A 13504-nucleotide genomic window follows, 5' to 3' on the forward strand; every position below is an offset into this window, starting at 1 on the left:
AACCTAATTTTTAACGCTGTGCAAATAAAGAGTATTGCTTGCTTTCAATCGGTCTTGAAATGTAAGGAGCGATAAAATCGACCGCTTCGAGCAGCTTTTCTTCATTAATAGAAGTGGAAATACCCATTTCATGAAGCATAAAGACAAGATCTTCGGTAGCTACGTTTCCCGTTGCTCCCTTAGCAAATGGACATCCTCCTAGCCCGCCAGCGGATGAATCGAACCTGTTAATACCGGCTTGCAGAGCTGCATAGATATTGGCAATAGCCAATCCTCTCGTATCGTGAAAGTGCGCAGCAAGTAGCGTGTGGGAAAAACTTTGTTTTAATTTCGAGAAAAGTGAAAATACATCTTTAGGATTTGCCATGCCAATTGTATCGGCAACGCTTAGCTCATCTACTCCAGCTTCCACAAAGCTTTCGCAAAGGCTCAGCACGTCACGTTCATTTATTTTTCCTTCATATGGGCAATAAAAGGCGGTGGAAATGCAGGTGCGAATAAAACATTCTTGCTGCTTAAGCTGCTGAATGAGAGGAAGCAGCGTTTGGACAGCTTCTTCGGTGTTTTTGTTAATATTTTTTTGATTAAAAGTATCGCTTACGCCAATAAAAAGCGCAACCGAGCGGCAATCAGCTTGCAGTGCCTTTTCCAAGCCTTTTTGATTCGGCACCAGTACAATGTTTCGGCATGTATCAGGCTGGAATATAGGTGCAATAGTAGAAGCATCTTTCATTTGAGGAACCCATTTTGGAGAAACAAAGGATGTAATTTCGATTTCAGATAGTCCAGCTTCTTTTAATTTTTTGATAAAATTAATTTTTTTATCAGTTGGAACAAAATTTTTTTCATTTTGAAGTCCATCTCGTGGACCAACTTCTATAATTGTTACTTTTTCAGGAAATCCCATAAACCGCTCTCCTCCCACAATGTAAACGCTTACTAATATTTATTTTAATTCTAAAAAATTAAAATTCAATAAAAATTATAAATTTTTACAAAAAAAGAGGAATTTCGCAAGCGATGTCGAAATTAATACAAGTGACAGTTAATCACAGTAATCAAACAGTAAGGAGAGGTTTTCGACATGGGTCAAACAGAAGTAGTCATTGTAAGCGCTGTACGTACAGCAATCGGCAGCTTTGGGGGAAGCTTACAAAATGTATCCGCAACAACTTTAGGTGGTACTGTAATTAAAGAAGCTTTAAACAAAGCAGGGGTATCAGCAAACGAAGTAGATGAAGTTATTATGGGAAATGTCTTACAAGCAGGTTTAGGACAAAATCCAGCACGACAAGCAACTTTAGCAGCAGGGTTACCTGAAACTGTTTCAGCATTAACCATCAATAAAGTATGCGGATCAGGACTAAAAGCAGTACATCTCGCTACACAGGCGATTCTTGCTGGGGATGCTGATGTGATTGTTGCTGGTGGAATGGAAAACATGAGCCAAGCACCATACCTATTAAAAAATGCACGCAACGGGTTTAAAATGGGCGATCAAAAAGTAGTCGACAGCATGATCCAAGATGGATTATGGTGTGCATTTAACGACTACCATATGGGCGTTACAGCTGAAAACCTGTGTGATAAATATGAAATTACTCGCGACGAACAAGATGCATTTGCAGCTTCAAGTCAGCAAAAAGCAGAAGCAGCTATTCAATCTGGCCGTTTCGCAGATGAAATTGTGCCAGTAGAAGTGCCTGGAAGAAAAGGCCAAGTAACAATTTTTGAACAAGATGAGTTCCCACGCGCAGGCACAACGGCTGAAAGTCTAGGAAAGCTACGTCCAGCTTTCAAAAAAGACGGTTCAGTAACAGCTGGTAATGCATCTGGTATCAATGACGGTGCAGCTGCAGTAGTGGTAATGAGCCGTAAAAAAGCAGACGAGTTAGGCCTAACACCATTAGTGTCTATTAAAGCTAATGCAACTGCTGGAGTAGACCCAAGCATTATGGGAATCGGTCCTGTAAGCGCAGTGAAAAAGGCGCTTGAAAGAGCTGCTGTTTCATTAGAAGACGTTCAACTAGTAGAAGCAAACGAAGCATTCGCTGCACAGTCAATCGCTGTGGATCGTGAACTTCAATTTAACCATGATATTTTAAATGTAAACGGTGGAGCAATTGCGCTTGGACATCCTATTGGTGCAAGTGGTACACGTGTCCTGGTTTCACTTATTCATGAAATGCAAAAACGCGACGCAAAACTTGGTTTAGCAACGTTATGTATTGGCGGAGGCCAAGGTGTTGCAACAATCGTTGAACGTCCTTAATTTTTGATATAGCTTTAACAAACATTAAAGCTATATCACAACGCCACAGATTCCAAACATACTGCTTTGGAACTCGTGGCGTTTTTGTTTTTCTTTGAATTTTGTCTACTAATATAACTTTTTTGACAAAAAAATGATTAAATTATAATTTTTAGTTATATATATATTTAAAAAGAAATAAAAATCTTTTATAATAGATTAGAAAGCGTTTTCAAAAATAACGAAGGGGTGGTTATGTATGAAACAAGTACATACGTCGTTTAAAGAAGCGGTGAAAGATATTCACGACGGTGCTACGATGATGGTCGGTGGTTTTGGTTTATGTGGAATTCCGGAGAATTTGATTTTAGCGTTAGTTGAAACAGGGGTAAAAGATTTAACCGTAATTTCAAATAACTGCGGCGTAGACGACTGGGGACTTGGACTGCTTCTGAAAAACAAACAAATTAAAAAGATGATTGGCTCTTACGTGGGAGAAAATAAAGAGTTTGAAAGACAAGTATTGTCAGGAGAAATTGAAGTAGAATTGCTACCTCAAGGCACGCTAGCTGAAAAGATTCGCGCCGGCGGAGCGGGCATACCTGCATTTTATACACCAGCGGGAGTGGGAACACCCATTGCTGAAGGAAAAGAAGTTCGTGTGTTTGATGGGAAAGAATATTTACTAGAAGAGGCGTTAAAAGCTGATTTTAGTTTGGTTAGAGCTTGGAAAGCCGATCATATGGGGAATTTAGTGTATAACAAGACAGCGCGCAATTTCAGCCCAATGATTGCAGCAGCAGGAAAAGTGACGATAGCAGAAGTAGAGGAACTTCATCCAACAGGTTCACTTGATCCAAATATTATCCACACACCTAGTGTATATGTTCAATCGTTAATTATTGGTGAACAAGAAAAACGTATTGAGCGTTTAACCGTTCAAAAATAACAAAAGGGGAGAGATTTTTCATGATTGAAAACGGCGTGAACGTGAGAGAGCGAATTGCAAAACGTGCTGAAAAAGAAATTTTGGACGGATTTTATGTAAACCTTGGAATTGGTATTCCAACGCTTGTGGCTAATCATATCTCAGATAATAAAACGGTTGTGCTTCAGTCCGAAAACGGTCTGTTAGGCATTGGACCATATCCGAAAGAAGGAGAAGTAGATCCTGATTTAATTAATGCAGGCAAAGAAACCGTAACGGCGACAAAAGGGGCTTCTTACTTCGACAGTGCTGAATCGTTTGGCATGATTCGCGGAGGGCATATTAATATTGCGATTTTAGGAGGCATGGAAGTCTCAAAAACTGGTGACTTAGCTAACTGGATGATTCCTGGAAAAATGATTAAAGGAATGGGCGGTGCAATGGATTTAGTTCATGGAGCGCAGCGCATCATTGTTATTATGGAACATGTGACGAGAAAAGACCAACCTAAAATCTTAAATGAGTGCACCCTCCCTCTGACAGGAAAAGGGGTAGTAGATCGTATTATTACAGATCGAGCGGTCATTGACATTACGGCAGAAGGCCTAAAACTTGTCGAAGTAGCGAAAGGCTATACGGTAGAAGATATTCAACAGTCTACAGAGCCAACTTTAATCATTGATGAACATGTAAAACTAGATGCATTTTGATTTTTGGTAACAAAAGCAAGAATATGATACAATATCTCTCAATTAAAGTAGCGGGGGAATTGTGATGGCTAAAAAAAAGCAAAAACAATCAGCACAAAAACAAAATGATCAGCTCAGTATCAAAGATCAGCTAAATGATAGCTTATTAAAACAGCTTCAGGCTAAAAAACAGGCGCTTTCTTTAAAAGAAGAAGAGCAGAAAGAAACAGAACGTAAAGAAGCTGCTCGAATTCGAAAAGAAAAAGAAAAACATAAATCGTTTGAAGAGCTGTTAAATGAAAGTGATATGAACTGGTCCGAATTTAAAAAATAAAAGCGCCGATAAAGGCGCTTTTATTTTTTAACGATGAGCTTCATATTGGTTTGCTTTAAAGATCGAGTGCAGTTTGTTAACTTCAGTAGGCTGTAGGGGGGAGGTCTCGACAGCCTTTACGTTTTCACGAAGCTGTGAAGAAGAGCTTGCTCCCGCTACAACTGAGGCTACCGTAGGATTAGCTAAACAGTATTGAAGTGCAGTTGAATTCAGAGAGTGATTTGGTCGTACGTGACGAAATGCTTCAATCGTTTTTGATAATTCCGTACCGCTATAGTCTAAGTATCCCTTACCTTCGAATGCAGCAAGCTTTTGCTCTCCTTTTTCGGTTAGCAGCCCTTTGGCTACTGGACCTCTGGCTACAACGCTAATGCCGTTATCGTGCAAAAGGGGAAGTGCACTTTCTTCAGGACGTCTGTCTAACAAGCTATATTGCATCATGACACTGACAATAGAAGAGTTTTGCACATACTCTCGAATCACATTCGGCCGGATAGATGAAATACCATAGTAGCGAATGACGCCTTCTTGTTTTAATTCTTCAAATGCTTCAATCGTTTCTTCAATATTGTCTTCAACAGTCCCTCCGTGCAGTTGATATAAATCGATGTAATCCGTTTGAAGCCGGCGCAGGCTTTCTTTTACTTCATCTTTTATGTAAGCTTTAGACGGATCCCACGTCCAGCTGTCTTTTGCATCATTCCAGCGATTTCCTACTTTTGTGGCTAAAACAATATCATGTCTGCGGTTTTTTAAAGCTTGTCCCACAAACTCCTCGTTTAAGCCAAAGTCATATAAATCTGCTGTATCAAAATAATTAATGCCATATTCCAGAGCTTCATCAATCATATTGACAGCGTGTTTCTGTTCCGTGCCAAGAGACATGCATCCTAAACCTAATGTACTGACCAGCAAATCTGAAGTACCTAAGCGTCTTTTTTCCATATATGCCACTCCTTATTTTTTACTTGTTTCTATCTATTGTAGCGCTATGATAGAGAGAAACTCAAATAAGAAGATTAAAAAACTGCAGCACAATTAGTGTCTGCAGTCTGCTTGTTGTTTGTAAGAATTAAAATTTTGAGAGATAGCGTTCGTCCACTCATCAACATACTGAAATTGTTCGCCGTATTCTTTTAACTTTTGCTTAATTTCCCATGCTTTACCGACTAAAATGATTTGCTTCTCGTGAACATAAACTTTCATTTTTTCTACCTCCCAAGATTCGTATGATAGAATATATGTAAGAGTCAAAAAAATAGAACGAGGTGGAGAAAATGGATCATTTAACAGAAAAAATGCGGTCTTCTGAAAAGCTGTTTGGAGGCAGAGTGATTGATTTGTACTTAGAAGAAGTAGAGCTTCCGAACGGAAAAACGAGTACAAGAGAAGTAGTTAAGCATCCTGGAGCTGTCGCTGTCATTGCGTTAACAAGCGATCATAAAATGGTTATGGTCAAACAGTATCGCAGACCGATGGATCGTATTTTAGTGGAAATTCCAGCCGGAAAGCTAGAAAAAGGAGAAGAGCCGATTGTAACGGCAAAACGTGAGTTAGAAGAAGAAACGGGCTATACAACAGATTCCCTTAGCCATATTATTTCTTTTTACACATCGCCAGGTTTTGCAGATGAGTTGGTTCACGTTTATTTAGCAGAAGATTTAAAAGTGATGACCACCAAAGCGGAATTGGACGAAGATGAATTTGTTGAAGTGATGGAAGTTACTGTAGATGAGGCCCTTACTCTTATTCAAAACAAAGAAATTTACGATGCAAAAACAGCATATGCTGTGCAGTACTTACAGTTAAAAAGCGGATTAGGAGAGTAAGAGAGTTTTTTCTTTTACATACGTACGGCAATCTAGCAATTTAGAGGTTTACATTGAAACGTCATTTGATGTGAGAAAAAACAGGCATGCGCGTATCTCTAGCTTAAAAAATGTGTGACAACCATATTTTAGTTGAAGAAAAATCCGAACGATAAATAGAGATTCTTGATTTAGAATCAAATTCGTTCGGATTTTTTTTAAGTTGATGGTGAACGTAGCTTTCATTTATGTAGTTGGTTCTAGCGGTTGATTGGAGGGCAAGGCGAAGACTCCTGCGGGAAAAACGGAATAGGTGAGACCCCGCAGGAGCGTACGCGACGAGGAGGCTCACCGGCCGCCCGCGGAAAGCGAAGCCTTGCATGAAAATCAACAGCGGTGTCACAAGCTATCCATACTATCTCATTTGTTCTTATTTAGATTAGATTAATTTCATTATGTCTTAATCTCTTTTTTATGTGATAGATTTAAAAGATTCTTGGCATAGTTTTTGTACTCTATCATACACTCTATTAAGCGATTAATAGGAGGAAGACGATGAGAAAAAAACAATTGCCATTATCGTATGCAAGACATTTTCAAGAAAACAGTTCTATTTATTTATTTGTAACCGTGCTGTTTTTAATGGGAATCATTTTTGGGGCTATTGTTGTAAATAGTTTGACGCTTGATCAAAAAGAAGACCTGTACTTCTATTTAAACCGGTTTTTCGGACAGGTAAAGAGTGGGGAAGTAGCAAGCAGCGTTGAAATGTTTCAGCAAAGTTTTTTTCACAATGTTAAATACTTAGGGCTCATTTGGATACTAGGAATTGCTATTATTGGTTTGCCTGTAGTGTTAATTCTGCTGTTTTTAAAAGGAATGGTGATTGGTTTTACCGTAGGCTTTTTAGTCAATCAAATGGGACTCTCTGGGTTTGCGCTATCTTTTGTATCTGTTATGCCGCAAAATATCTTTCTCATACCGGCATTTCTGATTCTGTCTGCAGCTTCAGTTGCCTTTTCTTTGAAGCTCGTGCGGCAGCAGTTTTTTAAAAAAGCAGCGGAGCCTATTTCTGCATCCTTTTTACGCTATAGCGGCACGATGATTGCAATGATATGTTTGGTTGCCTGTGCAGCTACAGTTGAAGCTTACGTATCACCTACTTTAATGAAAAGTGTAATGGCTCTATTAAATAAGTAAGAATAAGTATTAAATAAAAAGAATTCTTTTTTCTTATTAAGAATAACTTTATTTTGACACCCTCGACACATCTGATATAATGGATTAGTGAATGGCGAGGGAGGGAATAATTATGGAAAGTCGAATTGAGCGAATTAAGCAGCAGTTGCACTCAGCTAGCTATAAATTGACACCTCAACGTGAGGCGACTGTAAGAGTACTTCTTGAACATGAAGAGGATCATTTAAGTGCCGAAGATGTATATCTCCTCGTCAAGGAAAAGTCTCCGGAAATTGGATTGGCAACTGTTTATCGTACGTTAGAATTGTTAACTGAACTTAAAATTGTTGATAAAATAAACTTTGGCGATGGCGTTTCTCGCTACGATTTAAGACAAGAAGGAGCCGCACACTTTCATCATCACCTTGTGTGTATGGAATGTGGATCTGTGGACGAAATTCAAGAAGATTTGCTTGAAGACGTTGAAGAAATTGTGGAAAAGCAATGGAATTTTAAAATTAAAGATCACCGCTTGACATTTCATGGCATTTGCCATCGCTGTCAGGATAAAGAAGACAAGCAGTAAAAGCCTTTTCCATAATGGAGAAGGTTTTTTGTTGTACATAAATAGAAAAAATAACGAGGTTACAAGCTATATGGTTTTATAGAAAGGAAGGAAATGACAAGGAGAGAACTCAGCGTATAAAGGCAAGAAACATGTATAAAACCTGTCCCAATTGGCATATCTTCTAATAGAATCAAAAATTGGAGGAATTGTTTCATGAAATCATGGGCTGAAATGGTATATAATACATGTAAAGTATTTATCTTATTTACCGGGTTTACTCTTTTGTTTTATTTTGGAATGATATGGGTATCTCAAGAGTATCAAAATTATAAACGTTATGATGAGCCGTCGGGTTCAGCAGTTAAGGTCATGCAAGCAAGTGTGAACAAAGATCAGACGTGGCTGGAGCGTTTATTTATGTTTTATCAAAACGGGGAGTAGAGGCTATTGAATGATCAAATTCAAGATTTTATTCATTATTTAGTAGTAGAGCGGGGACTGGCGAAAAATACGATTGATTCGTATGAACGAGATTTAAAAAAGTATGCTCAATATTTAGAGCATGTAGAGCAGCTGAAATCATTTAATGAAGTAACAAGACTCCACATCGTTAATTTTCTGAAATATTTAAGTGATCAGCAAAAATCATCTAAAACGATTGCGAGACATGTGGCTTCAACTAGATCTTTTCATCAATTCTTACTAAGGGAAAAAGCAGCGGATACAGATCCATCCGTTCATATTGATACTCCGCAGCTTGAGCGCAAGCTGCCAAAAGTGCTAAATGCAGAGGAAGTAGAGGCGCTGTTAAATGTGTTTGATACTTCGACGCCTTTTGGCATACGAGACAAAGCGATGCTTGAATTGCTTTATGCTACTGGAATTCGTGTATCTGAACTCGTTAACTTAAATATTGATGATGCACATTTGACGATGGGATTTATTCGGTGTATCGGAAAAGGGAATAAAGAAAGAATTGTCCCCATCGGAAGGTTGGCAACAGAGGCGATTGAAGAGTACTTACAGCATGGCCGGAGTATTTTAACAAAGCAAAAGGAACAGGACAAAGCACTTTTTGTTAATCATCATGGAAGGCGCTTGACAAGGCAGGGGTTTTGGAAAATATTAAAAAAGTTAGCTTCTGAAGCAAAAATTGAAAAAGAATTAACTCCACATACGTTACGCCATTCGTTTGCTACTCATTTGTTAGAGAACGGCGCGGATTTGAGAGCTGTTCAAGAAATGCTCGGGCATGCGGATATTTCGACCACTCAAATTTATACACATGTCACAAAAGCACGTTTAAAAGATGTATACAATCAGTTTCACCCGCGAGCGTAGGAAGATCCCAATGTCCAGTAAGTTCATAGACATTGGTTTTTTTGATTGAAAACACTTTCATTCCTGTGTACAAAAAAATAAAAAGCGTCTATACTAATAGAGAGGTCAGACTTCTGACCAATAAGAGAAGATGGTTAAATTATTTCCAAACGGGAATTTTATAGAGAATAAATAAATTGATATTTGGAGGGAATAAAATGGAGCATACATATAAACGCGTATTTTTAGTTGTCATGGATTCAGTAGGTATCGGTGAATCACCGGATGCTGAAAAATACAATGATAAAGGTGCCGATACGTTTGGTCATATTGCAGAACACTGCAACGGTCTTCATATGCCTAATATGGCTAAGCTTGGTCTAAGCAATATCCGTGAAATTAAAGGAATTGATAAAGCCGAAAAGCCGTTGGCTTACTATACAAAAATGCAGGAAGCTTCTGCCGGAAAAGATACAATGACAGGTCATTGGGAAATTATGGGTCTTAATATTGATACGCCTTTTAATGTGTTTCCAGACGGATTTCCAGAAGAGCTGATTTCACAATTAGAAGAAAAAACAGGCCGTAAAATTATTGGAAACAAACCAGCATCTGGTACAGAAATTTTAGATGAGCTAGGAAAACAGCATATGGAAACAGGTGACTTAATCGTCTATACATCAGCAGATTCTGTTTTGCAAATTGCTGCTCATGAAGAAATTGTTCCAATTGATGAATTGTACAAAATTTGTGAGATTGCTCGTGAATTAACGCTTGATGATCCATATATGATTGGACGTGTTATCGCTCGCCCGTTTTTAGGTGAACCAGGTAACTTCACTCGTACATCCAATCGTCATGACTATGCATTAAAGCCTTTTGGACGTACAGTAATGAATGAATTAAAAGACAATGACATCGATGTTATTGCTATCGGTAAAATTTCTGATATTTACGACGGAGAAGGGGTCACAAAATCTCTTCGTACCAAGTCGAATATGGACGGCATGGATAAGCTAGTTGATACATTAAACATGGACTTCACAGGCTTAAGCTTCTTAAATTTAGTTGATTTTGATGCTCTCTATGGCCATCGCCGCGATCCACAAGGATATGGGCAAGCGCTTGAAGAATATGATGCACGCTTGGAAGAAGTATTTGATTTATTAAAAGAAGATGATTTATTGATTATTACAGCGGATCATGGAAATGACCCTGTTCATCATGGGACAGACCATACGCGTGAATACGTGCCGCTTCTTGTGTACAATAAAGGCATGAAAGAAGGAAAAGAACTTTCTATTCGTCAAACGTTTGCGGATATTGGCGCAACGGTAGCAGAAAATTTTGGCGTAGCAATGCCTAAGCATGGAAAAAGTTTTTTACAAGAGCTGAATTAAGCAGGGGGAATGGAGTATGAAAAAAGAATATATTGAAAAAGCAGCAGCATATATTAAAAATCAATCAGCTGTTACACCAACCATTGGGCTTATTTTAGGTTCTGGACTAGGGGTATTAGCTGACGAAATTGAAGGCGCGGTAAAAATTCCGTACAACGACATTCCTGAGTTCCCGGTTTCAACAGTTGAAGGTCACGCAGGTCAATTAGTAATAGGTACTATTCATGACGTACCGGTTGTAGCTATGCAAGGACGTTTTCACTTTTATGAAGGGTACGCCCTTGATAAAGTAACATTTCCAGTGCGCGTAATGAAAGAAATCGGTGTAGAAACGTTGATTGTAACGAATGCAGCAGGCGGAGTAAACGAATCCTTTAATCCAGGAGACTTAATGATTATTTCTGATCATATTAATAACTTTGGAACGAACCCTTTGATTGGACCTAATGACTCTGATTTTGGCGTAAGATTCCCGGATATGTCAACTGCTTACTGCAAGGACCTTCGTCAATTAGCGAAGAAAGTAGGAGCTGATTTAAATATCGCCTTACAAGAAGGTGTATATGTAGGAAATACAGGTCCAACATATGAAACGCCTGCTGAAGTACGAATGCTTCGCATTATCGGGGGAGACGCGGTCGGTATGTCTACAGTACCAGAAGTTATTGTAGCACGCCATGCAGGTATGAAAGTGCTAGGTATTTCTTGTATTTCTAATATGGCAGCTGGTATTTTAGATCAGCCGTTAAATCATGAAGAAGTGATTGAAACGACTGAAAAAGTAAAACAGCAGTTTTTATCGCTTGTAAAAGAAGTAGTAAAGCAACTTCCAGCTGATCAAAAATAAGAAGAAAATATGACTTCAAGCATCGAGAATTTCTCGATGCTTTTTTTATTTCGTTTAGTATAAATCGATTATACCTTGGAAAAAATAGGTTGTATAAAGAATGGAGGTTTGTGGAGATGAAGCGAACTATTGTAAAGTTACTCGTTGTCATATTTTTATTTCCACTTATGACGCAACCTGTTTTAGCCGCAGAAAAAAAGAGTTCTGAGCTTGCTGACAGTGCTAGGTCAGCTATTTTAATTGAACGGGATACAGGAAAAATTCTATACGAAAAAAATAGTAATCAAAAACTTCCCCCTGCCAGTATGACTAAAATTATGACAATGATTTTAATTATGGAGGCTTTGGATAAAGGGAAAATTACCTTAAAAGATAAAGTGCGAGCAAGTGAATATGCCGCTTCAATGGGAGGCTCACAAATCTTTTTAGAGCCCGGAGAAGAAATGACGGTAAATGATTTGCTAAAAGGGATTGCGATAGGTTCTGGTAACGATGCTTCTATGGCAATGGCTGAATATTTAGCTGGATCAGAAGAAAAATTTGTAGCAAAGATGAACCAAAAAGCGAAAGAGCTTGGTTTGACTCATACAAAATTTCAAAATCCGACAGGCCTGCCTGTAGAAAATCACTATAGTACAGCTCATGATATGGCCATGATGGGCAGAGAGCTACTAAAGTATGAAAAAATTATTAACTATACAAGTAAATACGAAGCTTATTTACGCACGGATACAGATAAGAAGTTTTGGTTAGTAAATACGAATCGCTTAGTGAAGTTTTATCCCGGGGTTGATGGACTCAAAACGGGATTTACAGGTCAAGCTAAGTATTGCCTGACAGCTACCGCTAAAAAGGGAAATATGCGTGTGTTAGCGGTTGTATTCGGTGCAAGCACGCCAAAAGATCGCAATAATCAAGTAACCAAAATGTTAGACTACGCATTCAGTCAATATACAACGAAGCCTTTATACAAAAAAGGAGACGTTATTGCCAAGATAGATGTAAACAAGGGTAGTGAAGATCAGGTAACAGCCGTTACGTCAGAGCCTATTTCTGTTTTATTGAAAAAAGGAAATGCAGCCAAAGATGTTAAAACAGAAGTGAAAATGAACGAGAAGTTAAATGCGCCTATTCAAAAAGGCGACAAAATTGGAACGTTGACCATTAAGAAGGATAACAAAGTAATGAGTTCTTCACCGCTTCTTGCAAAAGAAGATATCGATGCTGCTTCTTGGTGGAAGCTATTTAAACGTACGTTCTCTATTTTCTCTCAAACATCTTAAACAGCTAAATGTGACGAAATAGAACTAGTTTTGTCGGTGAGAAGGATTCTATTCTGTTGGCAGCGAAAGATTGACTATAAGATTTCCGAGGAGGTTTGTATAGTGAGTCTTTCAATTGAACTGGAATTCAAACAAGATGTCTTGTTGGTTCGATTAACAGGAGAATTAGATCATCATACGGCAGAAGAGCTAAGAAGCAAAATCACCCAAGCGATAGAGAAGGAATCTATCAGCCATTTGATTTTAAATCTACAGCATTTAACCTTTATGGACAGCTCTGGCTTGGGGGTTATTTTAGGGAGATACAAACAAGTTCATAATAACGGTGGGGAAATGGTTGTATGCGCTATTTCTCCCGCTGTAGAACGTTTGTTTAATATGTCAGGCTTATTTAAAATTATTCGTTTTGAACCTAATGAAGAAAACGCGCTTCAAAAATTGGGGGTGGCATAATGAAAAATCAAATGAACCTCCAATTTTCCGCGCTTAGTCAAAATGAATCGTTTGCCCGCGTCACGGTAGCATCATTTATTACACAGTTAGATCCAACAATGGATGAGTTAACAGAAATTAAAACAGTCGTATCTGAAGCAGTAACAAATGCTATTATTCACGGCTACGAAAGCAATCCGGATGGTGTGGTATATATTTCTGTGACGCTTCATGAAGACGGTGTAGTGGAGCTGATGATTCGTGATGAAGGAATTGGTATCGATAACGTGGATGAAGCAAAGCAGCCTTTATACACAACGAAACCAGATCTAGAACGCTCTGGAATGGGTTTCACCATAATGGAAAACTTTATGGACGAAATTCGAGTAGAGTCTACTGTATTAGAAGGTACGACCTTATATTTAAAAAAGCACTTAACAAATAGTAAAGCGCTATGTAATTAAG

At 38.5% G+C, this 13504-nt stretch carries 17 protein-coding genes; 14 read left to right on the forward strand and 3 right to left on the reverse strand.

From position 1 onward, the window contains the following. Positions 1 to 10: 10 nt before the first annotated feature. Complete coding sequence (locus ACXAE4_RS05900) at positions 11 to 907, reverse strand: hydroxymethylglutaryl-CoA lyase (protein ID WP_028411557.1); 897 nt, start codon at positions 905 to 907, stop codon at positions 11 to 13. 177 nt (positions 908 to 1084) lie between these two features. Here ACXAE4_RS05900 and ACXAE4_RS05905 point away from each other — a divergent pair, with 177 nt between their 5' ends. From ACXAE4_RS05905 to ACXAE4_RS05920, 4 genes are all read left to right on the forward strand, one after another. Beyond that, positions 1085 to 2272 (forward strand): acetyl-CoA C-acetyltransferase, encoded by a 1188-nt coding sequence (locus ACXAE4_RS05905; protein WP_028411556.1) that lies wholly within the window; start codon positions 1085 to 1087, stop codon positions 2270 to 2272. 238 nt (positions 2273 to 2510) lie between these two features. Beyond that, positions 2511 to 3200 (forward strand): CoA transferase subunit A, encoded by a 690-nt coding sequence (locus ACXAE4_RS05910; RefSeq protein WP_028411555.1) that lies wholly within the window; start codon positions 2511 to 2513, stop codon positions 3198 to 3200. Positions 3201 to 3220: 20 nt separating this feature from the next. Next, positions 3221 to 3889 carry a CoA transferase subunit B gene (locus ACXAE4_RS05915; protein ID WP_028411554.1) on the forward strand — a complete coding sequence of 223 codons (669 nt, stop codon included), beginning with the start codon at positions 3221 to 3223 and terminating at the stop codon, positions 3887 to 3889. A 64-nt stretch (positions 3890 to 3953) separates the two neighbouring features. After that, entirely contained in the window at positions 3954 to 4202 is a 249-nt protein-coding gene (locus tag ACXAE4_RS05920) for a YqkE family protein (protein WP_028411553.1), read from the forward strand. A gap of 27 nt (positions 4203 to 4229) precedes the next feature. Here ACXAE4_RS05920 and ACXAE4_RS05925 read toward each other — a convergent pair whose 3' ends face one another. Then, positions 4230 to 5147: an aldo/keto reductase gene (locus tag ACXAE4_RS05925; RefSeq protein ID WP_028411552.1), complete on the reverse strand. Its 918-nt coding sequence runs from the start codon at positions 5145 to 5147 to the stop codon at positions 4230 to 4232. 93 nt (positions 5148 to 5240) lie between these two features. After that, positions 5241 to 5408, reverse strand: a complete 168-nt coding sequence (mciZ, locus tag ACXAE4_RS05930) for a Z-ring formation inhibitor MciZ (RefSeq protein WP_033579730.1) — start codon at positions 5406 to 5408, stop codon at positions 5241 to 5243. Between the two features lie 71 nt (positions 5409 to 5479). Here mciZ and ACXAE4_RS05935 point away from each other — a divergent pair, with 71 nt between their 5' ends. From ACXAE4_RS05935 to spoIIAB, 10 genes are all read left to right on the forward strand, one after another. Beyond that, entirely contained in the window at positions 5480 to 6031 is a 552-nt protein-coding gene (locus tag ACXAE4_RS05935) for an NUDIX hydrolase (RefSeq protein WP_028411551.1), read from the forward strand. A gap of 534 nt (positions 6032 to 6565) precedes the next feature. Next, a complete protein-coding gene (spoIIM, locus tag ACXAE4_RS05940) occupies positions 6566 to 7210 on the forward strand; it encodes a stage II sporulation protein M (protein ID WP_025750451.1) in 645 nt (214 codons plus the stop codon). Positions 7211 to 7322: 112 nt separating this feature from the next. Then, on the forward strand, positions 7323 to 7775 hold the full coding sequence (fur, locus tag ACXAE4_RS05945) for a ferric iron uptake transcriptional regulator (RefSeq protein ID WP_013059082.1): 453 nt from the start codon (positions 7323 to 7325) through the stop codon (positions 7773 to 7775). Positions 7776 to 7970: 195 nt separating this feature from the next. Then, positions 7971 to 8198: a YqzK family protein gene (locus ACXAE4_RS05950; RefSeq protein WP_013059081.1), complete on the forward strand. Its 228-nt coding sequence runs from the start codon at positions 7971 to 7973 to the stop codon at positions 8196 to 8198. 6 nt (positions 8199 to 8204) lie between these two features. Further along, positions 8205 to 9098: a site-specific tyrosine recombinase XerD gene (gene xerD, locus ACXAE4_RS05955; protein ID WP_028411550.1), complete on the forward strand. Its 894-nt coding sequence runs from the start codon at positions 8205 to 8207 to the stop codon at positions 9096 to 9098. A 197-nt stretch (positions 9099 to 9295) separates the two neighbouring features. Continuing rightward, positions 9296 to 10477 carry a phosphopentomutase gene (deoB, locus tag ACXAE4_RS05960; RefSeq protein ID WP_289578421.1) on the forward strand — a complete coding sequence of 394 codons (1182 nt, stop codon included), beginning with the start codon at positions 9296 to 9298 and terminating at the stop codon, positions 10475 to 10477. A 16-nt stretch (positions 10478 to 10493) separates the two neighbouring features. Next, a complete protein-coding gene (locus ACXAE4_RS05965) occupies positions 10494 to 11324 on the forward strand; it encodes a purine-nucleoside phosphorylase (protein ID WP_028411548.1) in 831 nt (276 codons plus the stop codon). 116 nt (positions 11325 to 11440) lie between these two features. Beyond that, positions 11441 to 12607 (forward strand): D-alanyl-D-alanine carboxypeptidase family protein, encoded by a 1167-nt coding sequence (locus ACXAE4_RS05970; protein ID WP_099331269.1) that lies wholly within the window; start codon positions 11441 to 11443, stop codon positions 12605 to 12607. A gap of 102 nt (positions 12608 to 12709) precedes the next feature. Continuing rightward, a complete protein-coding gene (spoIIAA, locus tag ACXAE4_RS05975) occupies positions 12710 to 13060 on the forward strand; it encodes an anti-sigma F factor antagonist (RefSeq protein WP_014458299.1) in 351 nt (116 codons plus the stop codon). Beyond that, positions 13060 to 13503, forward strand: a complete 444-nt coding sequence (gene spoIIAB, locus ACXAE4_RS05980; RefSeq protein WP_013084935.1) for an anti-sigma F factor — start codon at positions 13060 to 13062, stop codon at positions 13501 to 13503. Before spoIIAA ends, spoIIAB begins: the two co-directional genes overlap by 1 nt. The last annotated feature ends 1 nt before the right edge of the window (position 13504 follow it).

Source organism: Priestia sp. ABM2_011 (assembly GCF_056158845.1).

Bases quoted from the DNA above. Each gene is read 5' to 3' on its own strand.
- ACXAE4_RS05900 (WP_028411557.1), bottom strand. From the start codon at position 907: ATGGGATTTCCTGAAAAAGTAACAATTATAGAAGTTGGTCCACGAGAT.
- ACXAE4_RS05905 (WP_028411556.1), top strand. From the start codon at position 1,085: ATGGGTCAAACAGAAGTAGTCATTGTAAGCGCTGTACGTACAGCAATC.
- ACXAE4_RS05910 (WP_028411555.1), top strand. From the start codon at position 2,511: ATGAAACAAGTACATACGTCGTTTAAAGAAGCGGTGAAAGATATTCAC.
- ACXAE4_RS05915 (WP_028411554.1), top strand. From the start codon at position 3,221: ATGATTGAAAACGGCGTGAACGTGAGAGAGCGAATTGCAAAACGTGCT.
- ACXAE4_RS05920 (WP_028411553.1), top strand. From the start codon at position 3,954: ATGGCTAAAAAAAAGCAAAAACAATCAGCACAAAAACAAAATGATCAG.
- ACXAE4_RS05925 (WP_028411552.1), bottom strand. From the start codon at position 5,147: ATGGAAAAAAGACGCTTAGGTACTTCAGATTTGCTGGTCAGTACATTA.
- mciZ (WP_033579730.1), bottom strand. From the start codon at position 5,408: ATGAAAGTTTATGTTCACGAGAAGCAAATCATTTTAGTCGGTAAAGCA.
- ACXAE4_RS05935 (WP_028411551.1), top strand. From the start codon at position 5,480: ATGGATCATTTAACAGAAAAAATGCGGTCTTCTGAAAAGCTGTTTGGA.
- spoIIM (WP_025750451.1), top strand. From the start codon at position 6,566: ATGAGAAAAAAACAATTGCCATTATCGTATGCAAGACATTTTCAAGAA.
- fur (WP_013059082.1), top strand. From the start codon at position 7,323: ATGGAAAGTCGAATTGAGCGAATTAAGCAGCAGTTGCACTCAGCTAGC.
- ACXAE4_RS05950 (WP_013059081.1), top strand. From the start codon at position 7,971: ATGAAATCATGGGCTGAAATGGTATATAATACATGTAAAGTATTTATC.
- deoB (WP_289578421.1), top strand. From the start codon at position 9,296: ATGGAGCATACATATAAACGCGTATTTTTAGTTGTCATGGATTCAGTA.
- ACXAE4_RS05965 (WP_028411548.1), top strand. From the start codon at position 10,494: ATGAAAAAAGAATATATTGAAAAAGCAGCAGCATATATTAAAAATCAA.
- ACXAE4_RS05970 (WP_099331269.1), top strand. From the start codon at position 11,441: ATGAAGCGAACTATTGTAAAGTTACTCGTTGTCATATTTTTATTTCCA.
- spoIIAB (WP_013084935.1), top strand. From the start codon at position 13,060: ATGAAAAATCAAATGAACCTCCAATTTTCCGCGCTTAGTCAAAATGAA.